The organism is Pseudomonas sp. NPDC089530 (assembly GCF_050280705.1).
GTDB lineage: Bacteria > Pseudomonadota > Gammaproteobacteria > Pseudomonadales > Pseudomonadaceae > Aquipseudomonas.
Genome location: NZ_JBNNVU010000019.1, coordinates 64,178 through 76,770, shown reverse-complemented (window position 1 = coordinate 76,770; position 12,593 = coordinate 64,178). Strand labels below are relative to the sequence as shown.

Annotated in this window: 20 protein-coding genes, 1 tRNA gene and 1 pseudogene; 18 read left to right on the top strand and 4 right to left on the bottom strand. The window is 55.3% G+C overall.

What is annotated here, in order from left to right:
• Positions 1–99: 99 nt before the first annotated feature.
• The 4 genes and pseudogenes from pheT to ACQKQA_RS10665 form a co-directional block, all read left to right on the top strand.
• Positions 100–2,355 (top strand): annotated as a pseudogene (gene pheT, locus ACQKQA_RS10680) (phenylalanine--tRNA ligase subunit beta); the annotation flags it as partial.
• 3 nt (positions 2,356–2,358) lie between these two features.
• Positions 2,359–2,661 carry an integration host factor subunit alpha gene (gene ihfA, locus ACQKQA_RS10675; protein ID WP_002553164.1) on the top strand — a complete coding sequence of 101 codons (303 nt, stop codon included), beginning with the start codon at positions 2,359–2,361 and terminating at the stop codon, positions 2,659–2,661.
• Positions 2,642–2,998: a MerR family transcriptional regulator gene (locus ACQKQA_RS10670; protein WP_044462311.1), complete on the top strand. Its 357-nt coding sequence runs from the start codon at positions 2,642–2,644 to the stop codon at positions 2,996–2,998. Before ihfA ends, ACQKQA_RS10670 begins: the two co-directional genes overlap by 20 nt.
• 89 nt (positions 2,999–3,087) lie before the next feature.
• Positions 3,088–3,164 (top strand) — tRNA-Pro (locus ACQKQA_RS10665).
• Between the two features lie 91 nt (positions 3,165–3,255).
• On the opposite strand, the gene ACQKQA_RS10660 is transcribed toward ACQKQA_RS10665, so the two are convergent.
• The 3 genes from ACQKQA_RS10660 to ACQKQA_RS10650 form a co-directional block, all read right to left on the bottom strand.
• Positions 3,256–4,230 (bottom strand): tyrosine-type recombinase/integrase, encoded by a 975-nt coding sequence (locus ACQKQA_RS10660; RefSeq protein ID WP_427556549.1) that lies wholly within the window; start codon positions 4,228–4,230, stop codon positions 3,256–3,258.
• Between the two features lie 31 nt (positions 4,231–4,261).
• Complete coding sequence (locus tag ACQKQA_RS10655) at positions 4,262–4,417, bottom strand: hypothetical protein (RefSeq protein ID WP_427556546.1); 156 nt, start codon at positions 4,415–4,417, stop codon at positions 4,262–4,264.
• A gap of 111 nt (positions 4,418–4,528) precedes the next feature.
• Entirely contained in the window at positions 4,529–5,032 is a 504-nt protein-coding gene (locus ACQKQA_RS10650; protein WP_427556544.1) for a hypothetical protein, read from the bottom strand.
• A gap of 501 nt (positions 5,033–5,533) precedes the next feature.
• On the opposite strand from ACQKQA_RS10650, the gene ACQKQA_RS10645 reads away from it, so the two are divergent.
• The 3 genes from ACQKQA_RS10645 to ACQKQA_RS10635 all read left to right on the top strand — a co-directional run bounded on the left by ACQKQA_RS10645 (position 5,534) and on the right by ACQKQA_RS10635 (position 6,575).
• Positions 5,534–5,743 (top strand): hypothetical protein, encoded by a 210-nt coding sequence (locus ACQKQA_RS10645; protein WP_427556541.1) that lies wholly within the window; start codon positions 5,534–5,536, stop codon positions 5,741–5,743.
• 36 nt (positions 5,744–5,779) lie between these two features.
• Entirely contained in the window at positions 5,780–6,064 is a 285-nt protein-coding gene (locus ACQKQA_RS10640) for a hypothetical protein (RefSeq protein WP_427556538.1), read from the top strand.
• A gap of 163 nt (positions 6,065–6,227) precedes the next feature.
• Positions 6,228–6,575, top strand: coding sequence for a phage antirepressor KilAC domain-containing protein (locus ACQKQA_RS10635; protein WP_427556535.1), 348 nt, complete (start codon positions 6,228–6,230; stop codon positions 6,573–6,575).
• A 45-nt stretch (positions 6,576–6,620) separates the two neighbouring features.
• On the opposite strand, the gene ACQKQA_RS10630 is transcribed toward ACQKQA_RS10635, so the two are convergent.
• Positions 6,621–7,046, bottom strand: a complete 426-nt coding sequence (locus ACQKQA_RS10630) for a hypothetical protein (RefSeq protein ID WP_427556532.1) — start codon at positions 7,044–7,046, stop codon at positions 6,621–6,623.
• A gap of 98 nt (positions 7,047–7,144) precedes the next feature.
• Here ACQKQA_RS10630 and ACQKQA_RS10625 point away from each other — a divergent pair, with 98 nt between their 5' ends.
• From ACQKQA_RS10625 to ACQKQA_RS10575, 11 genes are all read left to right on the top strand, one after another.
• Positions 7,145–7,390, top strand: a complete 246-nt coding sequence (locus ACQKQA_RS10625; protein ID WP_427556530.1) for a transcriptional regulator — start codon at positions 7,145–7,147, stop codon at positions 7,388–7,390.
• A gap of 163 nt (positions 7,391–7,553) precedes the next feature.
• Positions 7,554–7,844, top strand: a complete 291-nt coding sequence (locus ACQKQA_RS10620; protein WP_427556527.1) for a hypothetical protein — start codon at positions 7,554–7,556, stop codon at positions 7,842–7,844.
• On the top strand, positions 7,841–8,227 hold the full coding sequence (locus tag ACQKQA_RS10615; RefSeq protein WP_427556524.1) for an antiterminator Q family protein: 387 nt from the start codon (positions 7,841–7,843) through the stop codon (positions 8,225–8,227). Before ACQKQA_RS10620 ends, ACQKQA_RS10615 begins: the two co-directional genes overlap by 4 nt.
• 200 nt (positions 8,228–8,427) lie before the next feature.
• Positions 8,428–8,742 carry an FxLYD domain-containing protein gene (locus tag ACQKQA_RS10610; RefSeq protein ID WP_427556521.1) on the top strand — a complete coding sequence of 105 codons (315 nt, stop codon included), beginning with the start codon at positions 8,428–8,430 and terminating at the stop codon, positions 8,740–8,742.
• A gap of 110 nt (positions 8,743–8,852) precedes the next feature.
• The gene (locus ACQKQA_RS10605) at positions 8,853–9,230 is read left to right on the top strand and encodes a hypothetical protein (protein ID WP_427556518.1); all 378 of its coding nucleotides are present in this window, start codon (positions 8,853–8,855) and stop codon (positions 9,228–9,230) included.
• 54 nt (positions 9,231–9,284) lie between these two features.
• A complete protein-coding gene (locus ACQKQA_RS10600) occupies positions 9,285–9,635 on the top strand; it encodes a hypothetical protein (protein ID WP_427556515.1) in 351 nt (116 codons plus the stop codon).
• Positions 9,636–9,992: 357 nt separating this feature from the next.
• Positions 9,993–10,316 (top strand): hypothetical protein, encoded by a 324-nt coding sequence (locus tag ACQKQA_RS10595; RefSeq protein ID WP_427556512.1) that lies wholly within the window; start codon positions 9,993–9,995, stop codon positions 10,314–10,316.
• A gap of 134 nt (positions 10,317–10,450) precedes the next feature.
• Positions 10,451–11,308 (top strand): putidacin L1 family lectin-like bacteriocin, encoded by an 858-nt coding sequence (locus ACQKQA_RS10590; protein ID WP_427556509.1) that lies wholly within the window; start codon positions 10,451–10,453, stop codon positions 11,306–11,308.
• A gap of 200 nt (positions 11,309–11,508) precedes the next feature.
• Complete coding sequence (locus tag ACQKQA_RS10585) at positions 11,509–11,826, top strand: phage holin family protein (protein ID WP_427556506.1); 318 nt, start codon at positions 11,509–11,511, stop codon at positions 11,824–11,826.
• Positions 11,826–12,122, top strand: a complete 297-nt coding sequence (locus ACQKQA_RS10580) for a hypothetical protein (protein ID WP_427556503.1) — start codon at positions 11,826–11,828, stop codon at positions 12,120–12,122. Before ACQKQA_RS10585 ends, ACQKQA_RS10580 begins: the two co-directional genes overlap by 1 nt.
• A 104-nt stretch (positions 12,123–12,226) precedes the next feature.
• A complete protein-coding gene (locus tag ACQKQA_RS10575; RefSeq protein WP_427556500.1) occupies positions 12,227–12,577 on the top strand; it encodes a hypothetical protein in 351 nt (116 codons plus the stop codon).
• Positions 12,578–12,593 lie beyond the last annotated feature (16 nt).

The following is a 12,593-nucleotide window of genomic DNA, read 5'->3' as shown; positions in this document are numbered from 1 at the left end:
GCTAACATCGGGTTCATGTTCTACCTCATCAAAACTCAAGGGTTCGTATAACCAGCGTATCGACGCTGCGTCAAAAAACTTTAGATCAAAAGCCATGTTTTCAGTGGCGTGGTCGTGGGCGAAGTGCTGAGCACCGAGCAACACCCCGATGCTGACAAGTTGCGTGTTTGCCAGGTCAGCAATGGCGCGGAAACTTTCCAGGTCGTGTGCGGTGCGCCAAACGTGCGTCCGGGCCTGAAGATCCCGTTCGCCATGATCGGCGCGGAATTGCCGGGCGACTTCAAGATCAAGAAGGCCAAGCTACGTGGCGTCGAGTCGAACGGCATGTTGTGCTCCCAGGCAGAGCTGCAGGTGGGAGAGGGCAATGACGGCCTGATGGAGCTGCCGGTCGACGCGCCGGTGGGCAAGGACTTCCGCGAGTACCTGGAGTTGGACGACGCCAGCATCGAGGTCGATCTGACGCCGAACCGCGGTGACTGCCTGTCGTTGGCGGGGCTCGCTCGTGAAGTCGGTGCGCTTTATGCGGCGCCTGTCACCCGTCCGGTGGTGATTTCTGTCGCACCTGCGCATGACGAAGTGCGCCCGGTTGAAGTGCTGGCGCCTGCGGCTTGCCCGCGTTATCTGGGGCGGGTCATCCGCAATGTCGACCTATCCAGGCCGACGCCGCTGTGGATGGTCGAGCGTCTGCGTCGCGCTGACGTACGCAGCATCGATGCAGCGGTGGACATCACCAACTACGTGATGCTGGAGCTGGGTCAGCCACTGCATGCTTTCGATCTCGCCGAAATCAGTGGCGGCATCCGTGTGCGGATGGCCGAAGAGGGCGAGAAACTAGTCTTGCTCGACGGTCAGGAAGTCACTCTGCGCAGCGATACCCTGGTCATCGCCGACCATACCCGCGCCCTGGCGATTGCCGGTGTCATGGGTGGCGAACACAGTGGCGTAAGCGCTGCTACTCGCGACGTTTTCCTGGAAAGTGCGTTCTTCGACCAGATCGCGGTGGCTGGAAGGGCTCGCTCCTATGGCCTACACACCGATGCTTCGCACCGCTACGAGCGTGGTGTGGACTGGCAACTGGCCCGTGAAGCCATGGAGCGTGCCACTGGCCTGCTGCTGGAGATCACGGGTGGCGAAGCTGGCCCGATCATCGAAACGGTCAACGAGCAGCATCTGCCGTCGATCGCCCCGATCACCCTGCGTGCCGAGCGCATCACCCAGATGCTGGGCATGGAAATCGACGCACCGCAAGTCGAGCGCCTGCTCGGTGCCCTGGGCCTGAAAATTTCCGCCGATGGAGCGGGGCAGTGGCGCGTCGAAGTGCCAAGCCATCGTTTCGACATCAGCCTGGAAGTCGACCTGATCGAAGAGTTGGCTCGCCTGTACGGTTACAACCGCTTGCCGGTTCGCTACCCACAAGCACGTCTGGCGCCGCAGGCCAAGGTCGAGGCTCGTAGCGAGCTGCCTGAGTTGCGCCGTTTGCTGGTGGCTCGCGGTTATCAAGAGGCTATTACTTATAGCTTCATCGATCCGAAGCAGTTCGAGTTGTTCAATCCGGGTGTCGAGCCGCTGTTGCTGGCTAACCCGATTTCCAACGATATGGCGGCCATGCGGTCGTCGCTGTGGCCGGGTCTGGTCAAGGCGCTTCAGCACAACCTGAATCGCCAGCAGGATCGTGTTCGCCTGTTCGAGAGCGGCCTGCGTTTTGTCGGCCAGCTGGAAGGTCTGAAGCAAGAGCCGATGCTGGCGGGCGTAGTCTGCGGCAGCCGCATGCCGGAAGGTTGGGCACAAGGCCGCGATAGCGTGGACTTCTTCGACGTCAAGGCGGATGTGGAAGCGGTTCTGGGCTTTGCCGGTGCGCTGGATGCATTCACTTTCGTGCCAGGCAAGCACCCGGCGTTGCACCCGGGGCAAACCGCACGCATTGAGCGCGAAGGTCGTCTGGTCGGCTTTATCGGTGCCATCCACCCTGAATTGTCGAAAACCCTCGGTCTCGATCGTCCGGTCTTCGTTTTCGAGCTGGTCCTGGCCGAAGTAGCCTCGGGAAAAATGCCTAAATTCCACGAGTTGTCGCGCTTTCCTGAAGTGCGTCGTGACCTGGCCCTGCTGGCCGATCGTGAAGTTGCTGCCAGCGCGGTGCTGGATGTAATCCGTGAAAATGCAGGCGAGTGGCTGACAGACCTCAGGTTGTTTGACGTGTACCAAGGTAAAGGCATTGATCCTCATAGAAAAAGCCTTGCCGTTGGCTTGACCTGGCAGCATCCATCGCGCACTCTTAATGACGATGAGGTGAACTCAGCGACGCAAAATATCCTCACCTCGCTCGAACAAAGGTTGAACGCCACGTTAAGGAAGTGACGTATGGGGGCTCTGACGAAAGCTGAAATGGCCGAACGCCTCTACGAAGAGCTGGGCCTGAATAAACGAGAGGCCAAGGAATTGGTCGAGTTGTTTTTTGAGGAAATCAGGCACGCTCTCGAAGATAACGAACAGGTCAAATTGTCCGGTTTCGGTAACTTCGACCTCCGGGATAAACGCCAGCGACCTGGCCGAAACCCGAAGACGGGGGAAGAAATCCCGATCACGGCTCGCCGTGTGGTCACCTTTCGTCCAGGGCAGAAGTTGAAGGCCCGAGTTGAGGCTTATGCTGGAACCAAGTCATAACGACGAGCTCCCGGTCATTCCGGGCAAGCGCTACTTCACCATCGGCGAAGTCAGCGAGCTCTGTGCGGTCAAACCGCATGTGCTGCGTTATTGGGAGCAGGAGTTTCCTCAACTCAACCCCGTCAAACGCCGCGGAAATCGCCGGTATTATCAGCGCCAGGACGTGCTGATGATCCGGCAGATCCGCGCGTTGCTTTACGATCAGGGGTTCACCATCGGTGGAGCGCGTTTGCGCCTGTCCGGTGATGAGGCCAAAGACGATACCACCCAGTACAAGCAATTGATTCGTCAGATGATCTCCGAGCTGGAGGACGTTCTGATGGTGCTCAAGAAGTAAATTCGGCTTTTAAATACTTCCATATTTCAAAAGCTTGCGATATATTCTTGAGCGCTTCGTTAAGAAGCAAACCCAGTAACACGCCTAGTCGGGGCGTAGCGCAGTCCGGTAGCGCACTAGCATGGGGTGCTAGGGGTCGAGTGTTCGAATCACTCCGTCCCGACCATTATTCCTGAGTAAAATCAGACACAAAAAAGCCGATCAGCCAGATCGGCTTTTTTGTGTCTGCGCAAAGCCCGCGCAAAACTGGCGCAAAACTATCCAGTAATTTCGCTGATATTCAGATCCGGAATTGCCTCGGACCAGACGATATCGGCGTGGTCCTTCTGGTAGTTTTTGGTCATGCTCTCGCTGGCGTGGCCGGCGATTTTTTGCCCATCCTTTCCGGCCTTCTGGTACAGGTGCAGCGACAGTGCCCGCACCTCGTGAAAGCCCGGCATTTCCTCTTCCTTCCATCCCGCGTAGCATTTCGCCGCTTCCCTGGCTTCCTTGAACGCTCGCGTCAAATATCGCTCCTCCACCTGAGTCCAGTGGTCCTTCGTCTGCGCCTGCTTCTGTTTGAGGCGATAGGGCCGGCAATGCACCAGGTATGGTGAGGCGATATCATCCCGACACCGGCTGATCACAGCCTGGAGCTCATCGGTCACTTTGAATCGGATCCACGCTGCATCACTGGCCTTGGCCGTCTTCTGCTGCACCACATACAGAAACCCCTCCCGACCCTCATCAAAGCGCATATTCAGGATATCGGTGCGGCGCTGCGCGGTGATCAGCGCCAGGTCGATCGCGTTCTGCAGCCAGACGGGCGATTTCTCTCGAATTGCTTTCAGGCCTTCGATGGTGTGCCGCTTGCGCTGCTTCTTCTCGATTCGGTTGATGGTGCTGGCCGCCGGATTGTCCGGGCACAGGCCCTTGGCCGCTGCGTGGTTGAACATGTCGATCAACAAGGCCCGGCACTGGTTTGCGGTGCGCGGGGTGAGGGCGTCCAACATCTCGGCGATCATGCGGATAGTGATCTGGTCGACGGCCTTCCCCTCGAACGGTTTTCTGAACCGACGAAAGTGCACGGCGTACAGGCCCAGGGTGCCCTTGGCCAGCTCGCCCGGCACCTGGCCGTTGCGGATGTGATTGCGAATCGCTTGGGGGCACTGCGGGGTTCCGTTTTCGCCCCAGCGCCTGCGCTGAAACTCGCTGATCTTGATCAGCTCTTTCTTGATTGGTTCTTTTTTCATGGGTTGCTCCATGCCGCCGGCGGCAGAGTGTTCAATGAAGGGGCGCGCTGTCCTGCCCGATGGCGATCTGCCGCGACTGTTGCTCGGTGCGGCGGGAGATGTGCTGAATCTTGCCGTTGCATTCAGCGATCACCCACCAGAGACCGGCGAATCGGTGCGGGCCCTTGATGATCTTCGTGATGGTCATGGCGCACTTCCTTGCCCACTGGTGATGGGCCTTCAGGTTTATTCAGAATTGTGTTCGGGACAGTTGGCTCGGCTCCGGATAGAGTCGGCTCGCTCACCCGGCCAGGTGTGTTTACGATGGAATGCTGAACGGCCAACAGCTGGTCAGGGTGGGTGCCAATGCAGATTTAGGGCGGCGATGCTTAGGAAAGGTCTGATGTTCGCCGGCGTTACGCGCGGTTATCGTTGAGTCGTTCGCCCAGTCCGTTGTCCTGGCTATCCGTCGACTGCAACACGGGCTGTGGCGAACTCCTCGTTCATCCAATTGATTTGGAAACGCCTCACCCTCCCACTTGCCTGGCTTGCCGCGGATTGCCCCATGGCGGTAATAGCAGTGAGGTTTCTTGCTGCTGAATAGTTTCTCGCAGGCCTCAAGCAGGGCTGCCTTATCCTCAATCGCCATTAACTCCTGACCAGCAATCGAACCCACTTGAATCCAGCCCGACTTTTTGGGGCCGTAGTTCTCCGTTTTGAACAGGCGGTAGCGATTTCGGTGTCCGGTATTGGGGGACGAGGTTTCAGAGTTCAGGTAAAAGGCCACGCCTTCACTTCGTATCCGAAGGAGTGTCTTAGCCATTCTGTGGCGCCCCCTGTTCTGCAGTAGCTTTCAGCTTGAAGCTGATACCGCATGCTGCAGCCAAGGAAGTGAGTTCACCGACAGTTGTTGATGCCTCCTGTAGTGCCTGGCCGAAGCGAATCAGGCGAGCGCCAAAGCTGGCGAATTCATTACTTTGTGAAGGGGTTGTAGTGACCGGTATGCTTTTCTCCAGGCAAACCGAAGGCCTGCCGCGTTGTTGGCTTTCGCAAAAATGGATGGGGTGGCTCAGCGCTTTGGTTGGCGTTTAGCTAAATTAGCATAATGTAATTTTATCCAATCCATTTTGCTAAATTTCAGTTTGCTATTTTTTGAGCGCGGCAGGGAAGGGGCGCTGCTAATCGTAGTGGCGAAGTAATGGTGCTAAATTTCGCATCGAAGAGTTCATGTGGGGGCCTGCTCAAGGCTGTCAGATTTGATGGCGGTCTCGGTTCTGAAGGCGATGTTCGCGCTGATTCTCAAGCTCCACGGAAGTGTTACTGAATGACAAAGAAACAGCCGACGGATACCAAAAGGGTGACCGCCGCCGATATTGAACGGTCCATCCTAATGCTTAACCAAATGGTTGAACGGCTTTGGGGTGATGGTCGGGAAGCTGAGGCAAAGGCCCCGCTCGATACCTTGGAAGCTTTACACCAGGCGTTGGATCGGATCAGGATTGGAGAGAGTCGCAGGGTCGGAACCCTTCATTAAAACGGCTACACCAAACTCGAATGATATGGAAATCACATGAAGAAGATTGCAGCAATTTTGGCGCTTTCAGCTCTCGCTGGTTGTGCTCATGAGAAGTCCCAATACGTACTCGATGTGGAGAATGCTCCGCCCCCCGCCTCACAGGAGGCAAAGGCAGCTGAGTGTGCTCACCTTTTCAGCGAGATTGATCGCAACAACGCGGTCATGGCTAAAAGCTATCAGGACGGCACTTTTACGATGAAGAATCAGAACGAGAAGGACGCTAGGAACGAGGCCCTGTCTCTTAGAACCTTCAAAATCGGGTGTCCGCGTCGTCTGTAACCATTTGCTGCTGTTTGGATTCGCAGGAGGCTGCTATGGCGCTCACGAAACCGAACCAGGAACTACGACGCAACCTCAAGGAGCCGCCTTCAAGTTCGAACAATGGACTCCCCCCGGTACGATAGACATCCCCGGCCTACGCTTTGAGCATAGGAGGAAGTCTATGAGCACCGGGGGTAGTCCAGTGAAGGTGGAGCAGGACGCGCCGAAGGTGGCTTTCCACGACATGGTTGTGGTGTCACACAAGACGTACAACACTGCTCAGGCTGCGAAGATCATCGGTACTGGCCGTACTAGGCTGCTGCAGTTCATGCGGCAGAAGGGCTGGGTTACCAGGACCAACGAGCCATACCAGGCGAAGATCGAGGCAGGTTTGCTCGATGTGAAGCTGGGCACTTTTGAGCATCCCGTCCAGGGCACGATTCCTACATGTTCAACACTGATCACTGGCAAGGGGCTGACCAAGCTTCAGGCCATGTGGCAGAGCAGGGAATCGGACTTGCTGGAATAGTGGGGAAGAGAGCCCGGTCCAAGTGCCGGGCTTTTTGCATCTGGCTCAAGGCTTTTCAGTGTTGGCCTTTTCGAGTAGACCGGCGATGCCCTCAAGCAGAACCAGGTCAGCTTCCTTGAGCTTTCCTTTTGCCGCGGCTCTGGCCAGCTTTTCAATCACTGAGATTGCTCTTGGTGAGGCGTTTTGCTGCAGCGCTTTGTAGGCCGGTGAGGGCTCTCGAACCGTGTCTTGGCGGGTGAACTCACCCTCAATGAGGTTTGAGCCATAACCACTTGGATTGACCAGAACCCCTGGCGCCAACCCAATTTTCTGCTCGAGATTGAGCGCGGCTTTCTCTCCCAAGCCGCGATGCCCATTGAGGATCTGGGACAAATAGGAAGCGTCCAGGTCGTGCTGGTCGGCGAAGTCTTTCTGGCTGAGTGGGCCGATGACACGCCGCAGCGCTTCGACCCGAAGGGTTTTCATATCCATAGACAAATAGTGTCCTCGCGTTAGCAAACGGTAAATTATAAATTGCTATTGCTAAATGAATTAGCAAATAGTAATTTTGAGGCTCTTAGAGGATGACCATGACGCTAATCGAATTCATGCGCTCCCTGGATGCTGTTTCGCTGGATGCCCTGGCCAAGCGTTGCGATACCAGCGTGGGCCAACTCAAGCAGGTTGCTTACAACGTGCGCCGAGCTAATCCAGCTCTTGCGATCAAGCTTGAGCGCGAGTCGGGGAGGGAGGTGACCTGTGAGGAGCTCAGGCCTGATGTCGATTGGGCGTATCTACGGAATACAGCGGCAGAAACAAAGCAATCCGCGGCCTGATTTCGACTTCGGTTAGCCCAGAAACTCAGTCTTTAAACTCGATTAAAAGTCTTCCTGATGCGACCAGCCCATTGTGTGCATCAGGCGAAAGCACTGCCACGACATCGGACGAAGAGGTCGAGATGAATCGCCGCCCTTTCGCCAGCAGATACAAGGAGACCGTATGAGTAGCCGAGTAACGGCATTGCTTCCGCGTAAAAGCATGAGCGAGTTGGAGCGCCAGTTCTTGAAGATCGCCGGCGAAGAGTTGGCGAAAGTGAAGGTCGGAGGACCTACAGCTTTGGCGTACCTGCTGGACATGGTCGCGACCTGGCATTGCCTTCGAGCTGATATCGGTTTTCACGACTTTGGTCAGAGTTGGTTGATTGAGGGTAACGCTAAGAACAAGCCTACTGATCGGTTACTACGTGATCTGTTTGGGCTCAGCGACCCCACTCCGAGGAAAGCGGCATGAAAAAGCGCACATATTTCGATAAGCCACTTGGCGATACCGAGTATCTGCTTGAGCAGTGGGGGTGGTGGCGGATGGACGGGATGGGAGTTCCTGGATACGTCTCTCAGATGGCTGCGGTAATGAGCCAGAGGAATCCCGTGAAAAGCACGAATGCGTATGTCATTACCTATGATGTTGCTCTCGTGGTTGACCAGCTTCTTGCGCGGCTGATCAAGCGCGACCAGCAGATGGGGGATTTCGTCTGGCTCTACTTCGGTTCCAAATGGCCAGCCAACCGTATAGGAAGGGAAAATGGGATGTCAGAACGCAAGGCCTGGGAGCTGATCAAGGCTGGTGTCGGCTGGATTGATGGGGCTTTGGGTCAATCGGCAGAGGCTGCGTAAAAGTCCTTTCCGTACGGATAGCGGTATGGTTTTATGGCACGGTGTTCAGCTTTTCAAGCGCGGCACCATAGAGAAAGCCCGGCCATTGCGTCAGGCTTTTTGTTGGCCTTGAGAAAGATGTCATTTTGTTGTCGCCACTATATTGACAGTATTGAGTCAATCAGCAAAAGTTGACCTACTTCACAAGTAGGGTTTCTCTCATGCGTAAGATCTTTGCTATTGCTGCGCTTTTACTGTCCTCGATCGCGATGGCTGACGACCGTGTCACCGTATCCGGCATTCAAGTTGGTGCTGCTGGCTCTCTCTCTGCTGTTACGGGGTTGGCACACAACAATTCTAACGCGACGCTTGCGAACGTGTTTGTGAAATTCAAGCTTTACGACGGCGCAGGCAACATAGTCGAGAATACCGTTGCTCATGGGCAAGATATCGGCCCAGGAGAGAACTGGAAGTTTTCAGCCCCAGCTGCGCAGGCTTTCAGTAGGGCCGAGCTTAGTAGCGTGACGGTTTACTGAGTATCAATGCGGTGCAAGCCCAGCCATTGAGCTGGGCTTTTTTGTAGGCCTTGAAATTTAGCCTCGCGCCCATATCAAAGTGATACCACTTCACTAAGAGATGCCCAAGGATGAGAGTAAATCTGGCGTTGTTGCTGCAAGAACCCCACACCACCTTTCTGCCAAATCAAGAAACCGCGTTTCTGGCTCGTGTCCAGTTGACGAATTGCGACAACTACGATGGTTTCCATGACCGAATGGCCGAACAGGGTTTCTCGCGGAGCATCAAGGATTTGGCTGGAAAACAGAGGCATCTGCCCGATGCGACCTATTTCATTGCCGAGATGCCCGAGAAGACAGTTCCACAAACTGTGTTTGGACTGGTTAAGCGTGCGATAGACAAGCACAAGATTTCGACAGATCAGATGAATATCGATCATCAGGTTATCGTTGTGGCTGCATCCGATGCCTGGTTCGAGCTACCAGAGTTAATTGAAGATGAAGAGTGACCAGCAGTTGCTCATCATGCCCGGCCAATGAGCCGAGCTTTTTATTGAGGTGATATGGATACTGCCTATAAGTTTAGCCAGGTTTACTTTGCTGCCCTTTTTGTTCCTGGGGTTGTTTCCCTTGCCCTGGTAATCGTTCTGGTCCTGGCTCGAAAGAGAATCCCCGCCATTTCTCGCCGGGTTTCTGTAGCGCTCTTCGGAATAGGATTACTGTGTATCGCTGGTGCGCTACCCGCATGGCAGATCCTCTTTCCAGAGCCTTGCCTTTATTTTTTTAACAAGCCAATGAGCCTGTGCTGGACGGAGCCATCTGCAATTTTTCAGATGGGATTGTTTGCGGGATTGCTCGCTGCACCAGCTGCTCTACTGTTACTGAAAATATGGCGAGCGATGGCCAGGACTTGAAGTTAAGAATCCAACGAAACACAGATACCCGGCCACCGTGCCGGGTTTTTTATTGCCCGCGAGAGGCCTAAATGAGGTTCATGCTCGGAATAGATGATCGGCCCGGATCCGGTAGCGGGTTAGGAGAAATGGAGTCGGAATAGAGAGGTTTAGTGATTAAAATACTGGTTGCATAAACAGTGTTTTGTTGAGATAGTCATTCCGCTCCTCAGGTACTCAGAGGGGTGAATGCCAGCCTATTGCTGGCGCTGACCTACATGGACCCGGTGTGAAGGCCTCGAGCCTAGAGCTATCGCCTTTGAGCGACATGAATGCGGAATCCTCCGCGAATAATCATTTGACTCAATAGGTAAAAAAATGGAACCAGTACAAATCGGCAGCCACTTCAAATCGGTGGCAACCAGCTACGAAGACGTAATTTTCACTCCGGCACAGAACGTCAATGGCGCGGTAGTTCGAACAGCTACGATGATCAGCCCATCCGGGAACGGATTTCTTAGCGCCGGCACGACCATTCCAAGTGGGCGTTGGGTGACCAACGTGCCCGTTATCTTGTCCGCCGTTAACGGTTCTTCCACTCTTCCGTTCCCTGTGACCATTCCAGCCGGTCAGGGTTTGTGGGTAGCAATGACGCAGAACGGCGGCGGTACGGCTTACGTGACCTACGATCTGCTGCCGTAAAGAGCGAGGGGCTGCATGTGCGGCCTCTTTTTCAGGATCAGAAATCAACAAGGCCATGAGCCTCTGTCCATCGCCTATGAGCGACATGAAAGCGGATCACCGCAAATAATCATTCGACTCAATAGGTGAACATTATGGCTGGACGTACACGTACTCCGTTTCAACGTAGCGGTACTTCGATTCTCCCTGCTTATCAAACCATGTCTCCGGGACAGTTCCTGCTTTCGCCAAACGGCCGGTTCAAGCTGCTGCTTCAAGCCGACGGCAACCTCGCATTGCAGGACAATGGCGTAGTGGTTTGGATCGCCAACGAAACTACCCCTTACACTTCAACCATTCCATTGCGATACCAGGTGCCGGTGCAGCTGTATGTCCAATTTGGCGCATTTCTCGATGATCCGCTCCGGGGACGTACCTGGCTGACCAATAACTCTGGCTTCACCAGTGAAGATCAGTGGAACCGAACTCACATGGCATTGCAGAACGACGGCAACATCGTCCTGGTCGACTCTCAGGCAATTTGGAATGGCACCCCATCCATTCCGCTTGATCCAGGTGGTGGTGCGTATCTGTTCGGTGGCACAACTGATCTGCAGATGGGGGTGCCTTACTTTGCCGGTGATGGCGCCTTGATCTTCCAAGGGGACGGCAACGTCGTGAACTATGGCCCGAACTGGAGCGTTCGATGGGCCAGTTACACCCAGAACAAGGGTGCGGTTCGAGCTGTATTCCAGAACGATGGCAATTTCGTTGTTTATGCAGCGAATAACGTACCGATCTGGCAGTCGGGTACCGGCGGCCATCCTGGCGCCACTCTGCGCCTGCAGCCAAACGGTAGTCTGGCAATCGTTCAAGAAACCCCGGTTTGGGCTCGTTTTGGCTTCACGCCGACAGCACGTCGACGGAAGGTTTACTACCCCGACAACACCAGCGCCGAGCACAATGGCACGGACCCATACCCAACCTACGGCCATATCGGCTGGGAGTTCTGATTGCTCCCCGCGCAAATAAGGCGGGAATAGCAAAAAGGGTCGTGCCTATAAAGGCGACCCTCTTACAAGCGATAGGACTCGCACCTATTTCAAGGCCTTGATATTGATCGGGGCCTCTTTGTTTTGGGCTTATGCCCGGGCCGACGCAGGCCCTTTTAAATCCCTCAACTCCCGACCGGGAGGATATCGAGATGACACACATGCCAGAAAAAGACCCTTCGTTCTGGGTGTTGGTCTTGACCGCCTTGCGCGAGAACGGCCTCGCCATGGGGCTGACCTTTGCGCTCACCTGGTTGCGCATTCAGTACGACGGCAAGGAGACCAAGCCCGTCCGCCAACTGATCGAGGCATCGCTTGGCGCGCTGATCGTCATGGTGGTGGGGCTGACCGTGAAAGAGTTCGGCTTCAGCATCGCCTGGTCATTTGCCACCGCGGGCTTCATCGGAGTCCTGGGTGTTGAGCAGGCCCGTCAGCTCGGCCGGCGCTGGGCTGAACGGAAAGTCGACGAGGCAGGGTGATGGACTACGTCATCGGCGGCCGGGAGTACTCGGCGAGCTACCTGGATTTGCGCGAGGAGCACGCCCGATTCGTCGGGATGACCGACAAGCGCTTCCTGAAGGAGCTTCCCGCGGCGCTGCACTTCGCGGTGTTTGTGTGCTGGCTCAAGGAGCTGCCGGCGAGCGTGGTTCTGTCAGATGAGGGGATCGTTCACCAGCTGGTCCACCTGATTCACCTGAAGGGTGAGCCGTTGGTGACGGCCAGGCTTGGCGAGATCCGCGAACTGTTCAACAAACAACTGCAGCTTGCAGCGTAGGTCGCGACACGTTTAGCAAATCAGCAAATTGTGTTGCGACAATAGGCAATGCCGGCGATTGAGTTACCCTTCGAGAAATTCAGCCACGTTCTCTAGGTAGTTCCATGTCGCGATTCGAAGTTTTCAGTAATGGGCAGCATATTGGTTGGTCCAATCTGGAGCTTGGCGATCCGCCCATGGGTGTCGCTACAGGAGTTTTTGTTCCAGGTCCTGGTTACTCCTGCATCCAGGAGCAAGTCAGAGCCTTTACTCAGCGTGATCAGAGGCACTTCAACTTTACTGTGCGCGTTGTGGGAGGGGAGGAGCTTCGTGCTTCTGGCGCATCCATTGCTGACTACTCGGCTGATTGCGGGGCAGATGCAATAGAGCTCATCGTTCTAGGTATCGAGTACCCGGGCTATGGCGAAATCTTTCCCGGGCACGTTGAGGCTTATCGACGCCAATTTGATATCTAGGTCTGCATCAGGGGAA